Origin of the sequence: Amycolatopsis magusensis (genome assembly GCF_017875555.1) — a bacterium.
Classification (GTDB): domain Bacteria; phylum Actinomycetota; class Actinomycetes; order Mycobacteriales; family Pseudonocardiaceae; genus Amycolatopsis; species Amycolatopsis magusensis.
In genome coordinates, this window is sequence record NZ_JAGGMS010000001.1 from 8,236,401 (window position 1) to 8,259,817 (window position 23,417).

At 69.9% G+C, this 23,417-nt stretch carries 22 protein-coding genes; 7 read left to right on the forward strand and 15 right to left on the reverse strand.

Annotation, left to right across the window (positions count from 1 at the left end):
* Positions 1–5 precede the first annotated feature (5 nt).
* Both chsH3 and JOM49_RS36945 read left to right on the forward strand, forming a co-directional pair.
* Positions 6–866, forward strand: a complete 861-nt coding sequence (chsH3, locus tag JOM49_RS36940; RefSeq protein WP_209668760.1) for an enoyl-CoA hydratase ChsH3 — start codon at positions 6–8, stop codon at positions 864–866.
* A 100-nt stretch (positions 867–966) separates the two neighbouring features.
* On the forward strand, positions 967–1,326 hold the full coding sequence (locus tag JOM49_RS36945) for a hypothetical protein (RefSeq protein WP_209668761.1): 360 nt from the start codon (positions 967–969) through the stop codon (positions 1,324–1,326).
* Here JOM49_RS36945 and JOM49_RS36950 read toward each other — a convergent pair whose 3' ends face one another.
* From JOM49_RS36950 to JOM49_RS36975, 6 genes are read right to left on the reverse strand one after another with little or no spacing between them, the layout of a single operon-like run.
* Positions 1,327–2,493, reverse strand: coding sequence for a lipid-transfer protein (locus JOM49_RS36950; RefSeq protein ID WP_209668762.1), 1,167 nt, complete (start codon positions 2,491–2,493; stop codon positions 1,327–1,329).
* Positions 2,490–2,888, reverse strand: coding sequence for a MaoC family dehydratase (locus JOM49_RS36955; protein WP_209668763.1), 399 nt, complete (start codon positions 2,886–2,888; stop codon positions 2,490–2,492). The genes JOM49_RS36950 and JOM49_RS36955 overlap by 4 nt, the downstream gene beginning before the upstream one ends.
* Complete coding sequence (locus JOM49_RS36960; RefSeq protein ID WP_308159080.1) at positions 2,885–3,805, reverse strand: bifunctional MaoC family dehydratase N-terminal/OB-fold nucleic acid binding domain-containing protein; 921 nt, start codon at positions 3,803–3,805, stop codon at positions 2,885–2,887. The genes JOM49_RS36955 and JOM49_RS36960 overlap by 4 nt, the downstream gene beginning before the upstream one ends.
* A 5-nt stretch (positions 3,806–3,810) precedes the next feature.
* The gene (locus JOM49_RS36965; RefSeq protein WP_209668765.1) at positions 3,811–4,983 is read right to left on the reverse strand and encodes an acyl-CoA dehydrogenase family protein; all 1,173 of its coding nucleotides are present in this window, start codon (positions 4,981–4,983) and stop codon (positions 3,811–3,813) included.
* Positions 4,983–6,020, reverse strand: a complete 1,038-nt coding sequence (locus JOM49_RS36970; protein WP_209668766.1) for an acyl-CoA dehydrogenase family protein — start codon at positions 6,018–6,020, stop codon at positions 4,983–4,985. The genes JOM49_RS36965 and JOM49_RS36970 overlap by 1 nt, the downstream gene beginning before the upstream one ends.
* Before the next feature lie 60 nt (positions 6,021–6,080).
* Positions 6,081–7,046 carry a GlxA family transcriptional regulator gene (locus JOM49_RS36975; RefSeq protein ID WP_245369598.1) on the reverse strand — a complete coding sequence of 322 codons (966 nt, stop codon included), beginning with the start codon at positions 7,044–7,046 and terminating at the stop codon, positions 6,081–6,083.
* Between the two features lie 70 nt (positions 7,047–7,116).
* On the opposite strand from JOM49_RS36975, the gene JOM49_RS36980 reads away from it, so the two are divergent.
* Both JOM49_RS36980 and JOM49_RS36985 read left to right on the forward strand, forming a co-directional pair.
* A complete protein-coding gene (locus JOM49_RS36980) occupies positions 7,117–7,893 on the forward strand; it encodes an NAD(P)H-dependent oxidoreductase (protein ID WP_209668768.1) in 777 nt (258 codons plus the stop codon).
* 212 nt (positions 7,894–8,105) lie between these two features.
* Positions 8,106–8,510 (forward strand): hypothetical protein, encoded by a 405-nt coding sequence (locus JOM49_RS36985; protein ID WP_209668769.1) that lies wholly within the window; start codon positions 8,106–8,108, stop codon positions 8,508–8,510.
* 97 nt (positions 8,511–8,607) lie between these two features.
* Here the strand turns inward: JOM49_RS36985 and JOM49_RS36990 are convergent, their stop codons facing one another.
* Both JOM49_RS36990 and JOM49_RS36995 read right to left on the reverse strand, forming a co-directional pair.
* Positions 8,608–11,193, reverse strand: a complete 2,586-nt coding sequence (locus JOM49_RS36990; protein WP_209668770.1) for a DEAD/DEAH box helicase — start codon at positions 11,191–11,193, stop codon at positions 8,608–8,610.
* A gap of 30 nt (positions 11,194–11,223) precedes the next feature.
* Entirely contained in the window at positions 11,224–13,344 is a 2,121-nt protein-coding gene (locus JOM49_RS36995) for an acyl-CoA dehydrogenase family protein (RefSeq protein ID WP_209668771.1), read from the reverse strand.
* A gap of 151 nt (positions 13,345–13,495) precedes the next feature.
* On the opposite strand from JOM49_RS36995, the gene kstR reads away from it, so the two are divergent.
* Complete coding sequence (kstR, locus tag JOM49_RS37000) at positions 13,496–14,104, forward strand: cholesterol catabolism transcriptional regulator KstR (RefSeq protein ID WP_209668772.1); 609 nt, start codon at positions 13,496–13,498, stop codon at positions 14,102–14,104.
* 1 nt (position 14,105) lies between these two features.
* On the opposite strand, the gene JOM49_RS37005 is transcribed toward kstR, so the two are convergent.
* Positions 14,106–14,687 (reverse strand): TetR/AcrR family transcriptional regulator, encoded by a 582-nt coding sequence (locus tag JOM49_RS37005; protein ID WP_209668773.1) that lies wholly within the window; start codon positions 14,685–14,687, stop codon positions 14,106–14,108.
* Positions 14,688–14,773: 86 nt separating this feature from the next.
* Between JOM49_RS37005 and JOM49_RS37010 the strand changes: the two genes are divergently transcribed.
* On the forward strand, positions 14,774–15,637 hold the full coding sequence (locus JOM49_RS37010; protein ID WP_209668774.1) for an NAD(P)-dependent oxidoreductase: 864 nt from the start codon (positions 14,774–14,776) through the stop codon (positions 15,635–15,637).
* A 98-nt stretch (positions 15,638–15,735) separates the two neighbouring features.
* On the opposite strand, the gene JOM49_RS37015 is transcribed toward JOM49_RS37010, so the two are convergent.
* From JOM49_RS37015 to JOM49_RS37025, 3 genes are read right to left on the reverse strand one after another with little or no spacing between them, the layout of a single operon-like run.
* On the reverse strand, positions 15,736–16,725 hold the full coding sequence (locus JOM49_RS37015; protein WP_209668775.1) for a TIGR03557 family F420-dependent LLM class oxidoreductase: 990 nt from the start codon (positions 16,723–16,725) through the stop codon (positions 15,736–15,738).
* A 50-nt stretch (positions 16,726–16,775) separates the two neighbouring features.
* Positions 16,776–17,606, reverse strand: a complete 831-nt coding sequence (locus JOM49_RS37020) for an LLM class F420-dependent oxidoreductase (protein WP_209668776.1) — start codon at positions 17,604–17,606, stop codon at positions 16,776–16,778.
* A gap of 39 nt (positions 17,607–17,645) precedes the next feature.
* A complete protein-coding gene (locus tag JOM49_RS37025) occupies positions 17,646–18,314 on the reverse strand; it encodes a DUF4383 domain-containing protein (RefSeq protein WP_209668777.1) in 669 nt (222 codons plus the stop codon).
* Positions 18,315–18,388: 74 nt separating this feature from the next.
* On the opposite strand from JOM49_RS37025, the gene JOM49_RS37030 reads away from it, so the two are divergent.
* Positions 18,389–18,835 carry a pyridoxamine 5'-phosphate oxidase family protein gene (locus JOM49_RS37030; RefSeq protein WP_209668778.1) on the forward strand — a complete coding sequence of 149 codons (447 nt, stop codon included), beginning with the start codon at positions 18,389–18,391 and terminating at the stop codon, positions 18,833–18,835.
* 4 nt (positions 18,836–18,839) lie between these two features.
* Here the strand turns inward: JOM49_RS37030 and icmF are convergent, their stop codons facing one another.
* The 3 genes from icmF to JOM49_RS37045 all read right to left on the reverse strand — a co-directional run bounded on the left by icmF (position 18,840) and on the right by JOM49_RS37045 (position 23,413).
* A complete protein-coding gene (gene icmF / locus JOM49_RS37035) occupies positions 18,840–22,079 on the reverse strand; it encodes a fused isobutyryl-CoA mutase/GTPase IcmF (RefSeq protein WP_209668779.1) in 3,240 nt (1,079 codons plus the stop codon).
* Positions 22,080–22,152: 73 nt separating this feature from the next.
* Positions 22,153–22,773 (reverse strand): GTP-binding protein, encoded by a 621-nt coding sequence (locus tag JOM49_RS37040; protein ID WP_209668780.1) that lies wholly within the window; start codon positions 22,771–22,773, stop codon positions 22,153–22,155.
* Complete coding sequence (locus JOM49_RS37045) at positions 22,754–23,413, reverse strand: DUF742 domain-containing protein (RefSeq protein ID WP_245369600.1); 660 nt, start codon at positions 23,411–23,413, stop codon at positions 22,754–22,756. Before JOM49_RS37045 ends, JOM49_RS37040 begins: the two co-directional genes overlap by 20 nt.
* Positions 23,414–23,417: the final 4 nt, after the last annotated feature.

A 23,417-nucleotide genomic window follows, 5' to 3' on the forward strand; every position in this document is an offset into this window, starting at 1 on the left:
TGCGCATGCCCATCGATCCGGCGGTCGCGATCGGCGCGGAACTCGGCGAGGAGCAGTTCTCCTGGACCTCGACGGACGTGCAGCTCTACCACCTCGCGCTCGGGGCCGGCGCCGACCCGGGTAGCCCGCGCGAGCTGCGGTACGTGCTGGAGGACGACCTGCGGGTGCTGCCCACCTTCGCCACGGTCGCGGCGTCCTTCCGCTGGACCGAGCCGCCGACGGTGTCCTTCCCCGGGGTGTCCATCGACCTGGCCAAGGTGGTGCACGGCACCCAGGAAGTGGTGGCGCACCGGCCGCTGCCGGTGGCGGGCAAGGCCACCTCGCGGACGAAGGTGGTCGACGTACTGGACAAGGGCAAGGCCGCGGTGATCATCCGCGAGACGGTCACCCTCGACGAGCACGGCAGTCCCTTGTGGACAGCGCGGTCGAGCATCTTCGCCAAGGGCGAGGGCGGCTTCGGCGGGCACCGCGGCAGTTCGGCGAAGGTCGTGACGCCGGACCGGGAGCCGGACCTCGTCGCCGACACGCCGACCCTGCCGCAGCAGGCGCTGCTGTACCGGCTCTGCGGCGACCGGAACCCGCTGCACGCCGACCCCGGATTCGCCGCGCGGGCGGGGTACGACCGGCCGATCCTGCACGGCTTGTGCACCTACGGCATCGTGGCGAAGGCGGTGACAGACACCGTCCTCGACGGCGACGCGGCGGCCGTCGGCTCGTGGTCGGCCAAGTTCGCGGGTGTGGTCTTCCCCGGCGAAACCCTGCGGACCTCGATCTGGCGCGAAGACGGCCGGTTCGTCGTGGTCGCCACGGTGCCCGAGCGGGACAACGCCGTGGTCCTGTCCGAAGGGCTGCTGACCGGCCGGTAGTTCAGGTCCTGGTGAATTCCCACCGCGGTTCGCGCGCACTCGGTAGCTTCAGGAGTGCTTTTCCGGAACCCACCGGAAAGCACGACGAACTGGGGTGGACATGAACGGAAAGATCGCCAGTACCCTCGCGATCGGGGCCGGCGCGGCGGCGGTGGCCGTCGGCGGAGCGGCGCCCGCGCTGGCCGCACCGGAGGCGCCGGGGCTGGTTTCCCTGCACGACCTGCCCGGCTACGGCGGCGAGAGCCACACGCAGCTGATCAACGGCTCCGGCACGTTCTGCCTGCCACTGGGCCCGCTGGACAACCGGGCGTCGTCGATCCGGCTGTCGGACGCGCGGGTCGAGGTGTTCGACAGCCCCGGGTGCTTCGGCGCGGGGCTCGCGCTCCCCGGCAGCGTGCCCGACCTGGGCCTGATCGGCTGGGACAACCGGATCTCGTCGGTGCGGATCACCGTCGCCTGATCACGAGGTGAGCAGGAGGGCACTGGTGGGCACACCAGTGCCCGCCGTCACCAGGACCCGGCCGGCACCGGGTACCTGGTTGACCGCGGTACCGCGGAGCTGGCGCACGCCCTCCGCGATGCCGTTCATGCCGTGGATGTAGGCCTCACCCAGCTGACCGCCGTGCGGGTTCAGCGGCAGCGACCCGTCGAGTTCCAGGTGCCCGTCGGCGATGAAGTCCTTCGCTTCGCCACGGCCGCAGAAACCCAGCTGCTCCAACTGCATGAGCACGTACGGGGTGAAGTGGTCGTACAGCACGCCGACGTCCACATCGGACGGTGACAGCCCGGACTGCGCCCACAGCTGGCGCGCCACCACGCCCATCTCCGGCAGGGCGGCCAGGTCGTCGCGGTAGTAGCTGGTCATCACGTACTGGTCGGTGCCGCTGCCCTGGGCGGCCGCGGCGATCACCGCGGGCGGGTGCGGCAGGTCGCGCGCCCGCTCGAGGCTGGTGATCACCAGCGCCACCCCGCCGTCGCTCTCCTGGCAGCAGTCGAGCAACCGCAGCGGTTCGGCGATCCAGCGTGACGCCTGGTGCTGTTCCAGGGTGATCGGCTTGCCGTGGAACCAGGCGTGCGGGTTGCGTGCCGCGTGCTTGCGGTCCACCACCGCCACCCGGCCGAAATCCTCGCTGGTGGCGCCGTACTCGTGCTGGTAGCGCCTGGCCAGCATGGCCACCGTCGCGGCCGGGGTGGCGATGCCCATCGGGTAGTGGAAGCTGTTGTCCACACCCGAAGAGTTCACCTGCTGCGCGGCGGCCGCGGACACCCGGCCGAAGCGGTGCCCCGAACGCTCGTTGAACGCGCGGTAGGCGACCACCACGTCGGCCATCCCGGTGGCCACGGCCATCGCGGCCTGCTGCACGGTCGCGGCCGCCGCTCCCCCGCCGTAGTGAATCCGGCTGAAGAAGGTCAGTTCGCCGATACCCAGCTCCCTGGCCACCGAGATCTCACTGTTGGCGTCCATGGTGAAACTGACGAGTCCATCCACATCGGACATTCGCAACCCGGCGTCCAGCACCGCGGCTCGCACGCATTCGGCGGCCAGGCGCAGTTCGCTGCGCCCGGAATCCTTGGAGAACTCGGTGGCGCCGATCCCGGCGATCGCGGTGGTACCGGTGAACTTCACGACGCGCCTCCCGGCAGTACGACCCGCACGGTGCCGGTGAGGTGATCACCCAGTGCACCACGAGCGGTCACTTCGACCACGGTCTCCTTACCGTCCTGTTCGGACACCCGACCGGAGAAGACGAGCGTGTCGTAGGCGTAGCACGGCACCCCGAGCCGAATCTTGATCGAGCGGATCAGCGCCTCCGGACCGGCCCATTCGGAGACGAACCGCTGCACCAAGCCCGTATCGGTGAGGATGTTGACGAAGATGTCCTTGGAACCGCGAGCGATCGCGGCATCCCGGTCGTGGTGCACGTCCTGGTAGTCGCGGGTGGCGATCGCGGAGCTGATCACGAACGTCGGCGTGATCTCGATCTTGAGTTCGGGCAGCTCGGTGCCCACCGCCGCGGTCACGGCGCCACCCGCCAGGCGGGCAGGGTCAGTTCGTCGTCGATCCGGAGGAACGCCGCCCGTACCTCCAGTCCGATGTGGACCTCCTCGGGCCTGGCATCCAGCAGTTCACCGAGCACCCGCACGCCTTCCTCCAGTTCGACGAGCGCGACCACGAACGGCAGTTCCTTGCCCGGCACCGGCGGGTGGTGGTGCACCACGTAGCTGTACACCGTGCCGCGACCGGACGCGACCACGTAGTCGGGTACGGCGTCCAGCGCACCATCGGGCGGCATCGGCCCCGGAGGGTGGCGGAGCACGTCACCCCAGCGCTGGATCCGCAGTTCGCCGACCTTGGTCCCTTCCCAGAAGAACGCCGTGTCCGGGCTGATCACCGGCCGCAGCACGGCGGCACCCGGGGCTTCGACGATGTCCGGCGCCGGGCGCGGGCGGAACTTGAGCACGCGGAACACCATGTCCGCCACCAGTTCCTCGCCCACGTACCAGTTCGTCCTGGTGGTGACGAACCAGCCTTCGCCCAGCGCGGTCCTCTTCGGCCCGGTGACGTCTTCGAGCAGCGTGGTGGCCGCGACCTGCTCACCGGGGCGCAGGTAGCGGTGGTAGTTCTGGTCGGAGTTGGTCGCCACCACCGAGGTGAAACCCGCGTCGTCCAGGACGGACATCATCGCGCCCAGCGGGTCGTCGGCGGATCGGGTGCCACGCAGGCCGTTCATCGTCCACGCCTGCACCATCGCCGGTGGGGCCACCAGCTCGCCGTGCACCGACTTCGCCGCGAACTCCGGATCGACGTAGACCGGGTTGGTGTCCCCGATCGCGTCGACCCAGCTGTGCACCGACGCCTGGTTCACCGGGTCGCGGGCGAACCGCCTGCCGGACTCGCCACCGGCCGCGATGCGCTCGGCGGCGGCCTTGATCTCCACGTCGGTCATCGCGGCACCCTCGGCAGTTTCAGCCCGGCGGTGGCGATCAGCTCGCGCTGGATCTCGTTCACGCCACCACCGAAGGTCAGCACCAGATTGCGCTTGGCCAGGCGGTCGAGCAGCTCGGCGAGTTCGGCGGTCTCCGGATCGGCGAGGTCGCCGTGCCGTCCGACGATCTCCTCGGCCAGCCTGCCGATCCGCTGCACCCGCTCCGAGCCGAGCACCTTGGTCGCGGAGGCGTCGGCTATGTCCACTCCGGACGGTTTGGCCACGCTCGCCACCTGCCAGTTGAGCAGTTCGTTCACCCTGGTCACGGCGCGGGTTTCGGCCAGCACCACACGCACGTCGGGCAGGTCGAGCAACGGGATACCGTCCGGTGTGGACCTCCGCGCCGCCCACGCGCGCACGCGGTCGTGGAGGCCGCCGATGCGCCCGGCCGGGCCGAGCATCACGCGCTCGTGGTTGAGCTGGGTGGTGATCAGCCGCCAGCCCGCGTTTTCCTCGCCCACCAGGCGGTTCACCGGTACCCGCACATCGGAGTAGTAGGTGGCGTTGGTGTGGTGGGCGCCGTCGCAGGTGATGATCGGGGTCCAGCTGTACCCGGGATCGGTGGTGTCGACGATCAGGATCGAGATGCCCTTGTGCTTGGGTGCCTCGGGATCGGTGCGCACGGCCAGCCAAACGTAGTCGGCGTCGTGGCCGCCGGTGGTGAAGATCTTCTGGCCGTTGACGACGTACTCGTCACCGTCGCGCACGGCGGTCGTGCGCAGCGAGGCGAGGTCGGTGCCCGCTTCGGGTTCGGTGTAGCCGATCGCGAAGTGCAGCTCGCCGTCGAGGATCTTGGGGAGGAAGAAGGCTTTCTGCTCGTCGGTGCCGAACGCCTGCAACGTGGGGCCGACGGTCTGCAGGGTCACCGACGGCAGCTGCACCTCGGCCCGTGCTGCTTCGTCGGCGAAGATGTGCTGCTCCAGTTCGCCGAAGCCGCGGCCGCCGTACTCCTTCGGCCAGCCGACGCCGAGCCAGCGGTCGCGGCCCATGCGCCGCACGATCTCCCGGTAGACCGCGCCGTGGCGCTCGCGCACCATGGCCCGGCGTTCCTCCGGGGACACGAGATCGGCGAAGTACGCGCGCAGTTCGTCGCGGAGCCGCTGCTGGTCCGCGGTGAGTTCGAGGTGCATCAGGCCCTCCCCGCCAGCTCGCCGAGCCGGTGCGCGTGCCCGCCGAGAAAGCGCACGAGGTCCTTGGCAGCGGCCGAATAGCGGTGCATCGGGTAGCTGGTGTCCACGCCGAGCCCGCCGTGCAGGTGGTGGCAGACGCCCATGGCGAGCGGCACCTGCTCGGCCGCCCAGTACGCGGCGATGTCGAGTTCCTCGTCGGCGTCCCGGCCGGTCGCCAGCTGCCAGATCGCCGAGGTGGTGCTGAGGTGCACGGTCCGCGAGGCGGTGTAGACGTCGGCGATCTGCTGCGCGACGGCTTGGAAAGTGGCCAGCGGCCTGCCGAACTGGACGCGCTCGCGCACGTGCCGGGTGGTCAGCTCCAGCGCCCCGGCGAGCAGTCCGTCGAGCACCGCGAGCGTGCCGGCGAGGGCGAACCGGTGCACGCCGTCGATCGTGCCGCTGAGCAGGTCCCGCTCGGTCACCGGCGTTTCCGCGAAGGTCAGCCGGTGCTCGGGGGTGGTGCCGGAGTGGTACGAATCCTCGACGGTGACGCCGGGCGCGTTCGGGTCGACCAGGAAGACGCCGGTGCCGACCGGCAAGGACGCCGGGACCAGGATCCGGGTGGCTTCGGCGGCCCGCGGCACCGCGGTCTTCACGCCGCTGAGCAGCCAGCCGCCGTCCGCCTGCCGCGCGGTGGTGGCCGGTTTACGCGGGAAGGGCGCAGACGGTTCGTGCAGCGCGGCGGTGAGCACCTCGGTGCCGTCGCCGACACCGGGCAGGAAAGCCGCGCGCTGCTCCGGGCTGCCGAAGGCGTCGACCGGCAGCGCGCCCAGCGCGAGCGCGGGCAACGCGGGGACGTCGGCGGCGGTCCGGCCGACCTCGGTGAGCAAGGCGCAGACTTCGGCGGCGCCGAGCCCGTCCCCGCCCAGGTCGGCGGGCAGCGACAGGGCGAGCAGGCCCGCCTTGGCGAGCGCGGGCCACGAGTCGGCTTCACCACGCAGGATCTGCGCCGCCAGCTCGGTGACCGCGGCCTCGTGCGCACCGGGGGTGAAGTCCACTCGGGCCTCCTGACGCCGGACCAAACTGAAACCTGTTCTAGTTTTAGCCCGGATCGGCGATCACGGCAAGCCCCCGCGGAAGGTCACCCGGTAACTGCTCGGCGAGACACCCAGCGCGGCCTGCAGGTGCTGGCGCAGGGAGGAGGCCGTGCCGAACCCCGATTTCTCGGCGACGCGATCCACCGGGAGGTCGGTCTCCTCGAGCAGCTGGCGCGCTCGCTCAATGCGCTGCTGGGTGAGCCATCGCGCCGGGGACATGCCGACCTCTTCGCGGAAGCGCCGGGTGAAGGTGCGGACGCTCATCGCGGCCTGTTCGGCCAGGTCGTGGCGGGTGAGCGGGCGGTCGAGGTGAGCCAGCGCCCAAGCGCGGGCGTCACCGGTGGACGAGGCGCGCTGCGGCGGGACCGGGCGCGGGATGTACTGGGCCTGGCCGCCCTCGCGGTGGGGTGGGACGACCGTGGTCCTGGCCACCTCGTTGGCCACCGCGACGCCGTGGTCGCAGCGGATCATGTGCAGGCAGAGGTCGAGACCGGCGGCCTCGCCCGCCGAGGTGAGCACGTCGCCGTTGTCGGTGTAGAGCACGTCCGGATCGAGGTCGACCCGCGGGTAGAGGCGGCGGAAGTGCTCGGCGGACTTCCAGTGCGTGGTCGCCCGCCTGCCGTCGAGCAGCCCGGCGGCCGCGAGCGCGAAGGCCCCGGTGCAGATCGACGCGATGCGCGTCCCCGGCCGGATGCGCCCGAACGCCTCCGCCAGCTCGGCGGGCAGGCGACCCTCGGTCTCGGTCTCGTCCAGCTCGTGGGAGGCGAGCACCACCACCGTGTCCGCCCGGCCCAGCACCTCGGGCCCGGCGGCGACGTGGATGGGGAAGTCGGCGTCGGTGCGCACCTCCCCGGGGGTGAGCGCGCAGGTCACGACCTCGTAGAGGGGCGCGCCGTCCGGGGTGGCGGCGCTGCCGAACAGCTGGTGGACGATGCCCAGCTCCAACGGCATCACCCCGTGACGCACGAACGCGACGATGAGCGACATGGCCCAATTCTGACACATGTTGTCCTTTGGGCCACTGGTCCGCGTGGTGGTCGCGGCGCATGGTCGAGGCATGAACGTGCTGTGGGTTTTCGCGCATCCGGAACAGGCCTCGCTCAGCGGTTCGCTGCGGGATGAGGGCGTGCAGGCACTCGTCGAGGCCGGGCACGAGGTGCGGATGTCGGATTTGTACGCGATGAAGTGGAAGGCCGTGGTCGACCGGGATGACTTCCCCGAGGAGACCTCACCTCAGCTGCGGGTCACCACGGCCTCGCGGCGGGCTTATGAGGCGGGCACGCTGAGCGCGGACATCCGTGGTGAGCAGGAGAAACTGGCCTGGGCGGACTTGGTGGTGCTGCAGTTCCCGCTGTGGTGGTACAGCATGCCGGCCATCCTCAAGGGCTGGGTGGACCGCGTCTTCGTGAAGGGTTTCGCTTACGGGGTCACCGATCCGTCGGACGGGCGGACCCTGCGATACGGCGAAGGAACGCTCGCCGGTAAGCGTGCGCTGGTGGTGTTGACCGCGGGCAGCCAGGAACCCGCTTTCGGCCCGCGGGGGATCAACGGACAACTGGACCTGGCGCTCTTCCCCTTGTTACACGGGACGCTGTGGTACACGGGCATGTCGATACTGCCGCCGGTTGCCGTTTATGGCGCGGACCGGGTGAGCGCGGAGGATCATGCCGCTGCTGTTTCCTTGGTGCGTTCGAAGGTGTTGTCCGCTGAGCAGGATGCCCCTTTGCCTTACCGTTCTCAGAACGGCGGCGATTACGATGGTGACCTGGTGCTGCGGGGTTCTCTTGCGCCAGGTTTGAGCGGGCTGGGCGTGCACTACCACCCCGGCGCCTGATTGTGACTACGGTGGGGATGGTGGTGTCAAGGCGGGAAAGCTTGCCTTGACACCACCATCCCCACCGTGTTTGGGCTTTGGACCGGGGCGAGGAGGGATGTGGCCGGTTTCTCCAGTCGGCTTCGGCCACCGGATTGCGGCTCTGCTTGCCTGACTGTGGACGCTCGAGTGTGAGACTCGGCTGCACGAATGCAGAACTCAACTGCCTGAACGTGGAACTCGCCTTCCTGAACGTGGGATTCGGGTGCACGGGTGTGGAACTCGCCTTCCCGAATGTGAGGTTCGGGTGCCCGAGTGTGGAACTCGCCTTCCCGAATGTGAGGTTCGGGTGCCCGAGTGTGGAACTCGCCTTCCCGAATGTGAGGTTCGGGTGCCCGAGTGTGGAACTCGCCTTCCCGAATGTGAGGTTCGGGTGCCCGAGTGTGGAACTCGCCTTCCCGAATGTGAGGTTCGGGTGCCCGAGTGTGGAACTCGCCTTCCCGAATGTGAGGTTCGGGTGCCCGAGTGTGGAACTCGCCTTCCCGAATGTGAGGTTCGGGTGCCCGAGTGTGGAACTCGCCTTCCCGAATGTGAGGTTCGGGTGCCCGAGTGTGGAACTCGGGTGCCTGAACGTGTAGTTCGGGTGCCTGAACGTGGAACTCAGCTGCGCCAACGTGAAACTCGGGTGTTTGAACGTGGGGTTCGGGTGCGCGGGCGTGGGGGTCGGGATGGGGGTTAGAGGTTCAGGGTTATCAGGGTGGTTAGGTCCTCGTCGGTCAGGTTGGTCAGCCAGTGTTCGCCGGTGCCGATGATGGTGTTGGCCAGGGTGCGTTTGCGGGTCAGCAGGGTGCCGATGCGTTCTTCGACGGTGCCTTCGGTGATGAGCCGGTGCACCTGCACGGGCCGGTCCTGGCCGATGCGGTAGGCGCGGTCGGTCGCCTGGTCTTCGACCGCCGGGTTCCACCAGCGGTCGTAGTGGATGACCTGCGTCGCGCGCGTGAGGTTCAAGCCCACCCCGCCGGCCTTCAGCGACAGCAGGAACACCGGGCTTTCCCCGGCCTGGAACCGCTGCACCATGCGGTCCCGCTCCCCCAAAGGCACCGAGCCGGACAGCAGTTGCGCGGGCAGCCCCCGCTCGGCCAGCCAAGTCTCCAGCAACCGGCACATGCCCACGTACTGGCTGAACACCAGCACGCTCTCCCCGGCGTCCAGCATCACCTCCAGCAGTTCCTCGAAGGCCGCGAGCTTGCCCGAACGCCCGTCCAGCGGACCGGGCTCCTTCAGGTACTGCGCCGGGTGGTTGCAGATCTGCTTCAGTTCGGTCAGCAGCTTGAGCACCTGCGCCTTGCGCTGGATGCCCTCGGTGCCCCTGATCGCTGCCAGGTTTTCCCGTACCACCGCCTCGTACAGCGTCACCTGCTCGCGCGTCAGCGGGACGAACCGGTCGGTTTCGGTCTTGGCGGGCAGTTCCGGGGCGATGTCCGGGTCGGTTTTCTTGCGCCGCAACAGGAACGGGCGTACGACTGCGGCCAGCCGGTCGGTCGCGGCCTCGTCGGCGTGGCGTTCGATCGGCCGGGCGAACCGGCGCCGGAACTCCTCGGGGCTGCCCAGCAGGCCGGGCGTGGTCCAGTTCAGGATGGACCACAGTTCGGTCAGCCGGTTCTCCATCGGCGTGCCGGTCAGCGCGATCCTCGCCACCCCGTAGAGCTTGCGCAGCTCCCGCGCGGTCTTCGACGCCGCGTTCTTCACCTGCTGCGCCTCGTCGGCGGCGATCAGCCCCCATTCCACCGTTTCCAGTGTCTCCCGGTCACGCAGCAGCACCCCGTACGTGGCCAGCACCACCTCGTCCTCGGCGAGCCCGTCCAGGCTGCGCCGGCCACCGTGGAACCGCCGCACCGGCACCGACGGCGCGAACCGGGCGAACTCGCGTTCCCAGTTGCCGAGCAGCGAAGCCGGGCACAGCACCAGCGTGGGCCCCTCCCGCCAGGCCCGCCGGTGCAGGTGCAGCGCGATCAGCTGGATCGTCTTGCCCAGGCCCATGTCGTCGGCCAGGCATCCGCCCACGCCCAGCGCGGCCATCTTCGACAGCCACGCGAGCCCGCTGAGCTGGTACGGGCGGAGTGTGGCGTGCAGCCCCTCCGGCGGCACCACCACCTCGTCGGGTGTGTAGCGGAGCCGGGCGAGCAGCCCGGTGATCACGGACGGCGTCATGAACTCCTCGCGTTCACCGTCCACCTCGAGCTCCCCGGTGAGCGCGGCGGCCAGCGCGGCCGCTTCCGTCACCGGGGAACGTCTCGCACGCAGCTTCGCCAGCAGCAACGAATCGGCCCGCACCCAGCGCCCCCGCAATCGCACGAGCGGGCGTTTCGCCTCGGCGAGCGCCGTCACCTCGGCGTCGGTGAGTTCCTCCTCCCCCACGCTGACCTGCCACCGGAAGTCGAGCAACCGGGTCAGCGTGAGCTGCGGCGGCGACTCCGAAGGCACGCGCACCGAAGCCCGGACGCGCGGCAGCCCCTCGAACAGGTCCTTCGGCCACAGCACCTCGATGCCCGCCGCGCCCAGCCGGGACGAACCGCCACGCAGCAGCTCGGCGACCTCGTCGTCGGTCAGCTCGACCACGCCGCCGGCCACCCGCGCGAGCGGTGGCCACACTTCTGCCCCACGTCGCAGTGCGAGTGCCAGCCGTACCTGGACGTGCTCGCCGAACAGCGAACGCACCACCTCCGGCGCGTCCCCGAACTCGGCGACGTCCAGCACCAACCCCGAATCGGCCGCGCTGCGGACCGCGAGCACTCCGGCGAAGCGCTCCTCGGCGAGGTCCACGCGGAGCACCAGCCGGACCGCGGTGTCCTCGGCGAGCAGGTCCGCGATCGCGTCCCACAACGCCCGCACCAGTGACTCCGGCGAGTGCAACCGCACCCGTTTCAACCCGGACAACGGCAGCGCGAGCGCCTCCGGCGGCAGCGCCTCGGCCAGTTCGGTCAGGCGCAGCGCGTCGTCCACTTCGAGCGGCCCGGCCCGCCAGCTCGCGCCGTCCGGCTCGACCCGGCCGCGGGCGACCAGGCTCAGCCCGGCCGCCACCACCTCCGCCCAGGCCGTGATGGTGGCGCTGGCGTGCTCCCCGGCGGCGAGCAGCACGCGGACCGCGTCGGCGACGGGCAGCACCGAAGCGTCCACCTGGGTGCGGCGGAAGGCCTGTTCCCTGGGCAGGACCAGGTCGATCGGCGTATCACCGCCGCCGTGGCCCCACAGGGCGAGCACACCGTCGCGAGGTGGGTCGGACGGCACGAACAGGGCTTGGGTTCCGGGAGCGAGCTCCATGGCGGTCACCGTAGGACGCGCCCCCGACAATTACGCGCGAGGGAGGCCCAGCAGTCGTTCGGCGGCCACGTTCCGCAGTACCTGGGTGGTGCCCCCGGCGATGCTGAGGCAGCGCGAGACCAGGAACTCGTGCTGCGCTTCCTTCGTTGATTCCCCTTGCGGACCAACGACTTCGAGTGCGGTCTCGGCGACCTCCTGCCGGTGCCGCACGCCGATCAGCTTGCGCACGCTGGATTCCGGGCCGGGGTCCTGTCCCGCCAGCGTCCGCAACGTGCCGCGCAGCCCCAGCAACGAGCCTGCCGAACCGTCCGCGATCAACGCGCCGAGCCGGTCCAGCAGCAGCGGATCCGCTGTCCTGCCCCGCAGTCGCCGGACGAGCCGTTCGACGCCCTCTCCCACCAGCGTGCCCGAGCCCATCGCGACGCGTTCGTTGGCCAACGTGGTGCGCGCGAGCCGCCAGCCGCCGTTCACCTCGCCGACGACCTGCTCGTCCGGCACGAAGACGTCCTCGAGGAACACCTCGTTGAACCGCGCCTCGCCGGTGATCTCCCGCAACGGCCGGATTTCGATGCCATCCGCGCGCATGTCGACCAGGAAGTAGGTGATGCCGCGGTGCTGCGGTGCTTCCGGATCGGTGCGCGCCAGGCAGATCCCCCAGTCCGCCTGGTCGGCCAGCGAGGTCCACACCTTCTGCCCGGAGATCCGCCAGCCGCCGTCGACCCGGATCGCCTTGGTGCGCAGGGAAGCCAGGTCCGATCCGGCACCGGGCTCGCTGAACAGCTGGCACCACGTGATTTCACCGCGCAGGGTCGGGCCGACGTACTTCTCCCGCTGCGCGTCCGTGCCGTGTTCCAGGATGGTCGGAGCCGCCCAGGCACCGATGATCAGCTCCGGCCGGGTGACCCCGGCGCGGTCGAGTTCGGCGTCGATGACCAGTTGACGGGCCGCGGACGCACCGAGCCCGTACGGCTCCGGCCAATGTGGAGTGAGCAGCCCGGTCTCGGCCAGCTTCCGGCGTTGTTGGTCAGGAGGCAGCGCGGCGATTTCCTCGGCCAGCGCCCGGATTCCGGGGTCGCTCGCGGTGGCGGTGTCGCTAACACGGCGAACCCCGCCGAGCGCGAGTTCGGCCGCGCGACGCCGCCAGTACGCACCACCGCCGAGCGCCTGACGCAGGGTGACCGCGCGCCGCAGGTAGAGGTGGGCGTCGTGTTCCCAGGTGAAACCGATGCCGCCGAGCACCTGAATGCAGTCCTTCGCGTTCTCGACCGCGGCGTCGAGGGCGAACCCGGCGGCGGTCGCGGCGGTGAACTCCTGCTGGTCGGCGTCGGATTCGTCGGCCGCGCGCGCGGCGTCCCACGCCAGCGCGGCGGTGGCCTCGGCGCGGCAGAGCATTTCCGCGCACAGGTGCTTGATCGCCTGGAACGAACCGATGGGACGGCCGAACTGCTCGCGGACCTTGGCGTAGTCGACGGCCGTGCGCAGACACCATTGGGTGATCCCGGCGGCCTCGGCACAAGCCAAAGTGGCCGCGAGTGCCCGGATGTCACCCGATACGGGGATCAGTGCGTCGGCGGGCACGACGACATCAATGAGCCGGATCGTGCCGAGGGAGCGGGACAGGTCCATCGAATCGACGGCGGTGACCTCCACCCCGACAGTCCCCGGCGGCAGCACGAACCACTGATCACCGGCGTGGAGGAGCAGGTGAGCGGCCGAATCGGCGTCCAGCACGGGCCCGGTGTCGCCGCTCAAGAGCATCGAACCGCCGGGGCCGGGCCGCGCTTCGAGGGAGGTCCAGGCGACGGCCGCGGTGGCCAAGCCGTCGGTCAAGGCGGGCACGAGTTCCTTGGCCGCGGGGGTGTCCGGGGCCCGGCCGAGCACCAAGGCGGCCAGCAGGCTGCTGAAAACCGGACCGGGCACCAGCGCTTCGGCGGTAACCTCGAGGCCGGAGGCCGCGTCCACCACCCCGGCACCGGCGCCGCCCAGCGCTTCCGGCACAGCCACCGAGAACAGGCCGATGCGCCCCAGCGCCACGAGGCAGCCGTCGAAGCCCTGAGCACCGCGGAGGAGTTCCACCGGCCGGTCATCCGCGGCCCACGCGCGGATCGAGTCGGCCAGCGCCCGCTGCTCCTCGGTGATGGCGATCGGCACGGTTACCTCCACGTCCACGAACCAGCCAGACCCATAAATAGAACGTGTTCCACTTTAGGACGTCAAGCCCCCTGGTTTGAACCCCCCGTCAGGTTAGGTACTCTTCAGGGACAAACTGGAACAAGTTTCGACCGGACCGGGGGACCGCCCGATGAGCAAGCAGAAGGCCCCCATGGGCACGCTGAACGGAGACGAGCTGGGCTCGGCCGCCCAGCGCGACCGTCGCAAGCGGATCGTCGACGCCACGCTGGCGCTGGCGTCCAAGGGCGGGTACGACGCCGTGCAGATGCGGGCCGTCGCCGAACGCGCCGATGTGGCGCTCGGCACCCTCTACCGGTACTTCCCGTCGAAGATCCACCTGCTGGTTTCCGGGCTGGCCAGGGAGTTCGAGCGCGCGCAGGAGAAGTTGCAGCGCGGCGCCATCCCCGGCGACTCCCCCACCGAGCGGCTGTTGTTCGTGCTGGGGCGCAACACCCGCCTGATGCAGCGCGACCCGCACCTGACCGAGGCGATGGTGCGCGCGTTCATGTTCGCCGACACCACCGCGGCCACCGAGGTCGAGCACGTCGGGCGGCTGATGGAGAACATGTTCGCCACCGCGATGGGCATCGACGACCCGACCGAGGCGGACCGGGACATCTTCCACGTGATCGCCGACGTCTGGATGGCGAACCTGGTCGCCTGGGTGACCCGGCGGGCCTCGGCCGCGGACGTGGCGAACCGGCTGGAACTGTCGGTCCACCTGCTCCTGGACAAGTGAGCTACGGCCGGTAGAGGCCGATCAGCTGGGCGAGGTGCCTGCCCGCGGCCAGCAGCGGCTCCTCGCTCTTCGACACCTGAGCGGACAGCTCGGCGCCTTCCAGCGCGCTGACCACCGTGGTGGCCAGCGCGCGGGCGTCGCCCTCCGCGATGCCCGCGCCGCGGAGCTTGGCGCACACCAGGTCCTGCCAGTGCGCGAAGGCGGCGGCAGCGGCCTCCTGGATGCCGGTTTCGCGATCGGCCGCGCCCAGCGCGGTCGTGGCGACCGGGCAGCCGTCGACCCAGCCGGACTCCTTCAACCCGGCGCCGAGCTCGACCGCGCAGGCGGTCACGGCTTCGGCCGGGTCTTCGTGGTCGGCGAAGACCTTCCGCAGCAGGTCCGCGAACTCCCGGTCGCCGTGCTGGACCGCGGCCACCGCCAGTTCCCGCTTCCCGCCGGGGAAGAAGTGGTACACCGAGCCCAGCGTGGCCTCCGCCTCCCGGGAGATCTGCTTGAGGCCGGTGCCGTCGTAGCCCTGCCGCTGCATCAGCCGTGACGTGGCCAGGACGATGCGCTCGCGAGTGCCCGGCGACTTGGTCTCCATGCGGCCATCCTATCGGATAGAACGTTCGTTTTAGAGCTGTGCTACCTTGCCCTCTGAATAGAACGTTCGTTTTAGGAGGAGTCGACGTGCGGCATCAAGCAGTGACGGTGCTCGGCCTCGGCCCGATGGGCCAGGCGATGGCGAACGTGTTCCTCGACCACGGGTACGAGGTCACCGTGTGGAACCGGACTCCGGAGCGGGCCGATGATCTCGTGGCGAAGGGCGCCATCCGGGCGCCCACGGTCGGCGAAGCGGTGCGGGCGGGCGACCTGACCATCCTCAGCCTGACCGACTACGCCGCCGCGTACGCGATCCTCGAGCAGGCGAAGGACGAACTCGCCGGCCGGATCTTCGTCAACCTGGGTTCGGCCACCCCTGCCGAGGCTCGCCAGGCCGCGAACTGGCTGGCGGCACTGGGGGCCGCGCACCTCACCGGCGGTGTGCTCACCCCGCCGTCCGGCATCGGCACACCCGGTCCGGTGACGTTGTACAGCGGCCCGCGCGAGGTGCTCGACGCGCATGGGGCGACGCTGGAGTTGCTGACGGGCATCGACTACCGGGGCGAGGACCCGGGCTTGGCGGCGCTGTACTACCAACTCGAGATCAGCATGTTCTGGACCGCGCTGCTCGGCTACCTGCACGCGACCGCGATGGCGCGGGCGAACGGCATTTCCGCGACGGAGTTCGCGGGAACCGCAGCGAAGACCTTCGCCGGGATGACGGAGTTCTTCGAGTTCTACGCACCGCGGATCGACGCGGGCGATCACTCCGGCGACGTGGACCGGCTGTCCATGAGCGCCGCGAGCATCGAGCACGTCGTGCGCACGGCCGGGGATTCGGGGGTGGACGCCACGTTGCCCACCGCGATGCTGGAGATCGTCCGCCGCGGGATCGCCGACGGCCACGCCGGCGACAGCTTCACCAGTCTGATCGAAACGCTCCGGCGCTGAAGCCACACCCGGCCCAAGGGCCGCCGAACGCTATGAATGGGGCATTACTTGCAATGGACGCAAGTAATGCCCCACTCCTAGCATTCAGGTCATGGCACTCAGGCGTGCAGCTTCGGCAGGACTTCCCGGCCGAACACCTCGATCCACTCCTTCTGGTTCCGGCCCACGTTGTGCACGTAGATCCGGTTGAACCCGGCGTCGACGAACTTCTGCAGCGAGGCCCGGTGCACGTCCGGGTCGGACGAGATGACCATCCGGCCCTCGAAGTCCTCCGGGCGCACCAGCTTCGCCATCTGCTCGAAGTCGAACGGCGAGCGCACGTCGGCCTTCGGGAACTTCATGCCGCCGTTGGGCCACTGCTCCATCGCGTTGCTCAGCGCCTCCTCTTCGGTCGACGCCCACGACAGGTGGACCTGCAGCAGCTTCGGCATGGCGTCCGGGTCCTTGCCGGCCTTCTTCGCGCCCTTGCCGAAGTTGTCCAGGATGCCGGCCAGCTTCTCCAGCGACGCGCCCGGCGTGATCAGGCCGTCGGCCAGTTCCCCGGTCTTGCGGGAGGTGTACGGCCCGGCCGAGGCGATGTAGATCGGCGGCGGCGCGTCCGGCAGGGTCCACAGCCGCGTGGTGTGCAGCTTGAAGAACTCCCCGCTGTGCTTGACGTCCTGCCCGCTGAACAGCTTCTTGATGATCTCCAGCGCCTCGAACATCCGGCGCACCCGCTCGGGCGCCTCCGGCCAGTAGCCGCCGATGATGTGCTCGTTGAGCGACTCACCGGAGCCGATGCCCAGCCAGGTCCGCCCCGGGTAGGTGGCTTCCAGCGTCGCCGCGGCCTGCGCCACGATCGCCGGGTGCAGCCGGAAGGACGGGCAGGTCACGCCCGGCCCGAGGTCGCCGGTGGTGTTCTCGGCCAGCGACGCCAGCACGCTCCACACGAACGAGGCCTCGCCCTGCGCCGGTACCCACGGCTGGAAATGGTCGGCGGCCATCTGCCCGGAGAACCCGTGCTGCTCGGCCAGCGCGGCCAGCTCGATGGACTCCCGCGGCGAGAACTGCTCCAGCGCCGCCGCGATTCCGATCTGGACTTCACTCACGAACTCTTACCCCTTCTCACCCGTGGTCTCGCTTCGCCAACCTACTCCGCTCACCGGAATCCGCCCGCGAAGCGCGCGAACTCGTCGAGTTTGCGCAGCGACTCCGCTTCCGGCAGTGTCGGCAGCAGGAAGGTCAGCCGGTCGACCCCGGCTTCGGCCAGCGCGGCCGCTTCGCCGGCGTCGGGCCGGGCGCCGAAGATGGTCATCGGCACGTTTCCGCGGCCCTGCTCGGCCAGCCAGCCCTTCACCCGGCGGATCTCCTCCGGGGTGGTGCCCGGGCGCGGCAGCCAGCCGTCGCCGTACTTCGCCAGCCGGTTCAGCGCGGCCTCGCTCTCGCCACCGATGTAGATCGGCGGGTGCGGCTCCTGCACCGGCTTCGGCCAGGAGAACACCGGGTCGAAGTCGACGAACTTGCCGTGGAACTCGGCTTCTTCCCGCGTCCACAGCAGTTTGAGGGCCTGCAACTGCTCATCCAGCAGCGAGCCGCGGGTGCGCGGGTCGGTGCCGTGGTTGCGCATCTCCTCGCGGTTCCAGCCCACGCCGACCCCGAACAGCACGCGGCCACCGGAGATCAGGTCGAGGCTCGCCACTTCCTTGGCGGTGTGGAACAGGTCGCGCTGGACGAGCAGGGCGACACCGGTGCCGAGCAGCAGGTTCGACGTGGTCTCGGCGATGGCGGCCAGTGTGACGAACGGGTCGAGCGTGCGGTAGTAGATCCGGGGGAGGTCACCACCCGCCGGATAGGGCGACTCCCGGCTCGCCGGGATGTGGGAGTGCTCGGCGAGGAAGAGCGAGTCGAACCCGCGCTCTTCCAGCGCCCGGCCGAGCACGCCGGGGCGGATGCCCTCGTCGGTCACGAACGTGGAGATACCGAAGTCCATGTTCGTGGCGAACCAGGGCCGCCCCGGCGGTTATTCCCGTCAGCGGGTCCGGAGGTCCCAGCGGCGGTGCTTCGGCGCCGAGATCGGCGCGGTGGCCGGCTCGGTGCGGGCGGTGCGGTCGGTCACCGGCTCGTGCTCGGCCGTCCGGTCGGTCAGCCGGTGCTCGCCGGTGGTCCGGTCGGTCAACCGGGTCTCGCCGGTGGTCTCCGCCGGGGTTTCCCGGTCGTGCCCGTCGTCCAGCGGGATCTCGGTCTTGACCACCTTGCGCGCGGGCAGCACGGCCATGATCAGGCCGAGCAGCGCCAGGCCACCGTGCAGCCAGTTGTCCGCGACGTTGATGTGCAGGGGGTCACCCATGCCCGAGATCGGGTTGGTGGCGATCACCCCGGTGATCATCAGGCCCCAGACGAACACCGCGCCATAGGCGATCAGCAGGATCCAGCCGTACATCCTGGCCAGCCCGGAGGCGGTGGCCATCAGCACGCCCAGCAGGCCGCTGAGGATGTGCAGCACGTTGTGGAACGGGTTGATGGCGAAGCCGAGCAGGGTTCCGTGGGAGTGCCCGGCGAAGTCGCCGAAGCCGGTGCGGACCAGGCCGACCACACCGAACACCAGGAACGCCAGCCCGACCAGCCCGGCGAGTATCTGGACCGGCTGGAGGCCGGCCCGGTGCGGACGCAGGGTCTTCTCGGTCGTTGCGCGAGCCATGTCGTTTCCCCTTCACGGAGTCGATGGGGACGATTACCCCGGGCATTCCGCCGACAAACCAGTAGGGTGACGCCATGCCAGCCGATCTGGAGCTCCTCCGCCGCCTCGCGCTCGAAGAGCACGGACTGGCGACCATTTCCACCGTCCGGGCGAACGGCACGGTCCACTCGTCCGTGGTCAACGCCGGGCTCATCGACGATCCGGTGAGCGGGGTGCCGTCGGTCGGGTTCGTCGCCCGCGGGGATTCGCTGAAGCTGCGGTTGCTGCGCACCGCCGGGCACGCCACCATCGTCTTCCGCCGCGGCTGGAACTGGGCGGGCGCGCAGGGTCCGGTGCGGATCATCGGCCCGGACGACGCCGAACCCGGCTTCGACCCCGACGGCTTGCCCACGCTCCTGCGTGAGGTCTTCCGCGCGGCGACCGGCACGCACGACGACTGGGCCGAGTACGACCGCGTGATGGCCGCCGAGCGCCGGGCCGCGGTGTTCATCACCGCGGACCGGCTCACCGGCAACGGCTGAGCCGCTACACGTTGCGGCGGTACTGCCCGCCCACCTCGAAGAACGCCTCGGTGATCTGGCCGAGCGAGCACACGCGCGCGGCGTCCATCAGCACACCGAACAGGTTTTCGTCACCGCGGGTCGCGGCCTCGCGCAGGGTCCGCAGCGCCTCCGCGGCCTCGGTGGTGTGCCGCTGCTGGAAGTCGGCGAGCCGGCGCAGTTGCGACTCCTTCTCGTCCTCGGTGGCCCGCGCGAGTTCGACCTCGACCTCGTCCTCCTCCGGGTGCGGGTTCCGGAAGGTGTTCACGCCGATGATCGGCAGCGTGCCCTCGTGCTTGAGCCGCTCGTACAGGATCGACTCGTCCTGGATGCGGCCGCGCTGGTAGCCGGTCTCCATCGCGCCGAGCACGCCGCCGCGCTCGGAGATCCGGTCGAACTCGGCCAGCACGGCCTCCTCGACCAGGTCGGTCAGCTCGTCGATGATGAACGCGCCCTGCAGCGGGTTCTCGTTCTTCGACAGGCCCCATTCCTTGTTGATGATCATCTGGATGGCCATCGCGCGGCGCACCGAGCTCTCCGACGGCGTGGTGATCGCCTCGTCGAAAGCGTTGGTGTGCAACGAGTTCGCGTTGTCGTAGAGCGCGCACAGCGCCTGCAGCGTGGTGCGGATGTCGTTGAAGCTCATCTCCTGCGCGTGCAGCGACCGGCCCGAGGTCTGCACGTGGTACTTGAGCTTCTGCGAGCGCTCGTTGGCGCCGTAGCGCTCGCGCATGGCCACCGCCCAGATCCGCCGCGCCACCCGGCCGAGCACCGAGTACTCCGCGTCCATGCCGTTGGAGAAGAAGAACGACAGGTTCGGCGCGAAGTCGTCGATGTCCATGCCGCGCGCCAGGTACGACTCGACGTAGGTGAAGCCGTTGGACAGGGTGAAGGCCAACTGCGAGATGGGGTTCGCGCCCGCCTCGGCGATGTGGTAGCCGGAGATGGACACCGAGTAGAAGTTCCGCACCCCGTGCTCGATGAACCACTCCTGGATGTCGGCCATCATGCGCAGGCTGAACTCGGTGGAGAAGATGCAGGTGTTCTGCCCCTGGTCCTCCTTGAGGATGTCGGCCTGCACGGTGCCGCGGACGTTGCGCAGCGCCCACTCCCGCAGCTCGGCGGCCTCCGCTTCGGCCGGTTCGCGGCCGTGCTCGGCCTTGAACGCCTCCACCCGCTGGTCGATCGCGGTGTTCAGGAAGAACGCCAGGATCGTCGGCGCCGGGCCGTTGATCGTCATCGACACCGAGGTGTTCGGCGCGGTGAGGTCGAAGCCGTCGTAGAGCGCCCGCATGTCCTCCAGCGTCGCGATCGACACACCCGAGGTGCCGACCTTGCCGTAGATGTCGGGGCGGGTGTCCGGGTCGTGCCCGTACAGCGTCACCGAGTCGAACGCGGTGGACAGGCGCTTGGCCTCGGAGTCCGACGACAGGTACTTGAACCGGCGGTTGGTGCGGAACGCGTCGCCCTCCCCCGCGAACATGCGGGCCGGGTCCTCACCCTCGCGCTTGAACGGGAAAACGCCCGCGGTGTAGGGGAAGTAACCGGGCAGGTGCTCGCGGCGGAGGAACGAGAGCAGCTCGCCGGTCTCGGTGTAGCGCGGCAGCGCCACGCGCGGGATCCGGCTGCCGGACAGGGTTTCGCGCCACAGCTGGGTGCGCAGCTCCTTGTCGCGGATCTTCACCACCAGTTCGTCGGCGCGGTAGGACTCGGCCAGCCCGGCCCAGTCCTCCAGCAGGCGGCGGATGTCGGCGTCGACCTGGGCGGCCGCCCGCTCGGCCAGCTTCTCCACCGCGGCCACGTCGTCCCCGGCCTCGGCGAGCGCCTCGCGCGCCGTCTCCAGGTGCTCACGCCGGCGCACCGCCGCGACCTGGTCGATGGTGCGCTGGTGGTAGCCGCGCACGGCGTCGGCGATGTCGGACAGGTAGCGGGCCCGCGAGGACGGGATGATCGTGCTGGCGTCGGTCGACACCTTGCCCTCGACCCGCGGCAGCACCCCGGCCGAGACGGACAGGCCCTTCTCCGCCAGCGCGTCACGCAGGTGCTGGTACAGCGCGGTGACGCCGTCGTCGTTGAACTTCGCGGCCGAGGTGCCGAAGACCGGCATGTCTTCGGGCGCGGAACCGAAGGCCTCGCGGTTGCGCACCAGCTGGCGCGCCACGTCGCGGCGGGCGTCCTCGGCCCCTCGGCGCTCGAACTTGTTGATCGCGACCGCGTCGGCGAAGTCGAGCATGTCGATCTTCTCCAGCTGCGACGCGGCGCCGAACTCCGGCGTCATCACGTACAGCGAGTGGTCCACGTGGTCGACGATGCCCGCGTCACCCTGGCCGATACCGGGGGTCTCCACGATCACCAGGTCGTAGCCGGCCGCCTTGCAGGCCAGCACCGACTCGTCCAGTCCGGCGGGGATCTCGCCGCTGGTGGTGCGGGTGGCCAGCGAGCGGAAGAACACCGGCGAGCCGTCCAGGCAGTTCATCCGGATCCGGTCACCGAGGAGCGCGCCGCCGCCGCGACGCCGCGACGGGTCCACCGCGAGCACCGCGATGCGCAGCTTGTCCTCCTGGTCCAGCCGGAACCGGCGGATCAGCTCGTCGGTCAGCGAGGACTTGCCCGAACCACCCGTTCCGGTGATGCCGAGCACCGGCACCGGCCGGGACCTGGCGGCCTCGGTGATCGCGGTGAGGTGGTCCTGCGGCAGCGTGCCCAGCTGCAGCCGGGTGATCGCCCTCGCCAGCTCGGGTACGTCCCCGGAGAGCAGCTTCTCGACCGAGCCGGAGCCGTTCTCGGACAGGTCCGTGTCGCACTCGCGGATCATCAGGTTGATCATGCCGGGCAGGCCGAGCTGCTGGCCGTCCTCCGGCGAGAAGATCCTGGCCACCCCGCGCGAGTGCAGCAGGTCGATCTCCTCGCGCACGATCACGCCGCCACCACCGCCGTAGACGCGGATGTGCCCGGCCCCGCGCTCGTTGAGCAGTTCCACCAGGTAGCTGAAGTACTCGACGTGCCCGCCCTGGTAGGCGCTGATGGCCACGCCCTGCACGTCCTCGGAGATGGCCGCGGTGACCACCTCGTCCACCGACCGGTTGTGCCCGAGGTGCACCACTTCGGCGCCCTGCGACTGCAGGATCCGCCGCATGATGTTGATCGAGGCGTCGTGGCCGTCGAACAGGCTGGACGCGGTCACGAACCGGACGGGGTGCGCGGGCTGGTGCAGCTCGGTGCTCATCCCCCCAAAATACTTGGACTTCCTACTATTTTGAAGGCCACCACCATCGTGTGAGCAGACTCACCAGACTTTTCTACCGCGCGCCGGCCGTCACCCCGCCGCGACGGGCCAGCCACTGGCGCATGGCGTACTCCACCATGGTGATCAGGGTCTGCTTGGTCGACTCGCGGTCACGCGCGTCGCACTGGACGATCGGGATGCTCGGATCGATCGACAGCGCCTCGCGCACGTCCTCGACGTCGTGGCGCAGTTCCCCGTCGAAGCAGTTCAGCCCGATGATGTAGGGCAGGCCGCGGTCCTCGAAGAAGTCGACCGGCGCGAACGAGTCGGCCAGGCGGCGCGTGTCGGCCAGCACCACCGCGCCGATCGCGCCGCGCACCAGGTCGTCCCACATGAACCAGAAGCGCTGCTGCCCGGGCGTGCCGAACAGGTACAGGATCAGGTCCGAGTCCAGCGAGACGCGGCCGAAGTCCATCGCCACCGTGGTGGTGGCCTTGTTCGGGGTCGCCCGCAGGTCGTCGACACCGGAACTGGCCTCGGTCATCATCGCTTCGGTGGTGAGCGGCACGATCTCCGACACCGACCCGACGAAGGTCGTCTTGCCGGCGGCGAAACCACCGGCGACCACGATCTTCGCCGAGGTCATGGTGCCCGGTGCGCTCTCCCGCGGAGCCTCAAAGCCGACGGAGTCCACTCAAAACCCTTTCCATCAAGATCAGATGTGCCTCGTCGTTGTCGCTGCCGGAGGCCGTCTTGTGCACGATGACCAGGCCGGCGTCCGCGGCATCACTGATCAGGACCCTGGCCACACCCAGCGGCACCCGCAACGCCGAGGCGATCTCCGCGACGGAACGGGGGGTCCGGCATTCTTCCACGATCGAGGTCTGCTCGATCTGTTCGGGCACGAAGGAGGTGAGCTCCTCCGCGTTCGTGGAGATCAGCGTCTCCAGTTCGAGTGCGCGGTTGGCCTTCGTGCGCCCGCCGGTCAGCGCGTACGGGCGGACGATGGCGGTCTCCTCGAGCGCCGACGGCGGCTCGGGCACGGGTGGCGGCCGGTAGGCGGGCGCGCTGTGGTGACCGTGGCGCTGGGCCCCGGTGCCGAACAGCGGTTGGTGCGGCGCGAGGATGTCGGCGACCGGCGCCGGCGGGGGCGTCATCGGGTCCCCCCGCGTTTCAGCCGTCGGTGCGTCGGGTGACTGAACATGAGCATGACCGTCCTTGTCCTTCTTGCGCTTACGACGTCCACGACCGGAATCCAGGGTGAAGCCGTTGAGGACGTCGGCGAAGGTGCCGTCGTCCCGCTGCTCCCGCCCGTGAGCCGGTCCCGTGCTCATCGGG

Coding starts and splice junctions, on each gene's coding strand:
- chsH3 (WP_209668760.1), top strand. CDS start 6: ATGCCCATCGATCCGGCGGTCGCGATCGGCGCGGAACTCGGCGAGGAG.
- JOM49_RS36945 (WP_209668761.1), top strand. CDS start 967: ATGAACGGAAAGATCGCCAGTACCCTCGCGATCGGGGCCGGCGCGGCG.
- JOM49_RS36965 (WP_209668765.1), bottom strand. CDS start 4,983: ATGCACCTCGAACTCACCGCGGACCAGCAGCGGCTCCGCGACGAACTG.
- JOM49_RS36975 (WP_245369598.1), bottom strand. CDS start 7,046: ATGTCGCTCATCGTCGCGTTCGTGCGTCACGGGGTGATGCCGTTGGAG.
- JOM49_RS36980 (WP_209668768.1), top strand. CDS start 7,117: ATGAACGTGCTGTGGGTTTTCGCGCATCCGGAACAGGCCTCGCTCAGC.
- JOM49_RS36990 (WP_209668770.1), bottom strand. CDS start 11,193: ATGGAGCTCGCTCCCGGAACCCAAGCCCTGTTCGTGCCGTCCGACCCA.
- kstR (WP_209668772.1), top strand. CDS start 13,496: ATGAGCAAGCAGAAGGCCCCCATGGGCACGCTGAACGGAGACGAGCTG.
- JOM49_RS37005 (WP_209668773.1), bottom strand. CDS start 14,687: ATGGAGACCAAGTCGCCGGGCACTCGCGAGCGCATCGTCCTGGCCACG.
- JOM49_RS37020 (WP_209668776.1), bottom strand. CDS start 17,606: ATGGACTTCGGTATCTCCACGTTCGTGACCGACGAGGGCATCCGCCCC.
- JOM49_RS37025 (WP_209668777.1), bottom strand. CDS start 18,314: ATGGCTCGCGCAACGACCGAGAAGACCCTGCGTCCGCACCGGGCCGGC.
- JOM49_RS37030 (WP_209668778.1), top strand. CDS start 18,389: ATGCCAGCCGATCTGGAGCTCCTCCGCCGCCTCGCGCTCGAAGAGCAC.
- icmF (WP_209668779.1), bottom strand. CDS start 22,079: ATGAGCACCGAGCTGCACCAGCCCGCGCACCCCGTCCGGTTCGTGACC.
- JOM49_RS37045 (WP_245369600.1), bottom strand. CDS start 23,413: ATGAGCACGGGACCGGCTCACGGGCGGGAGCAGCGGGACGACGGCACC.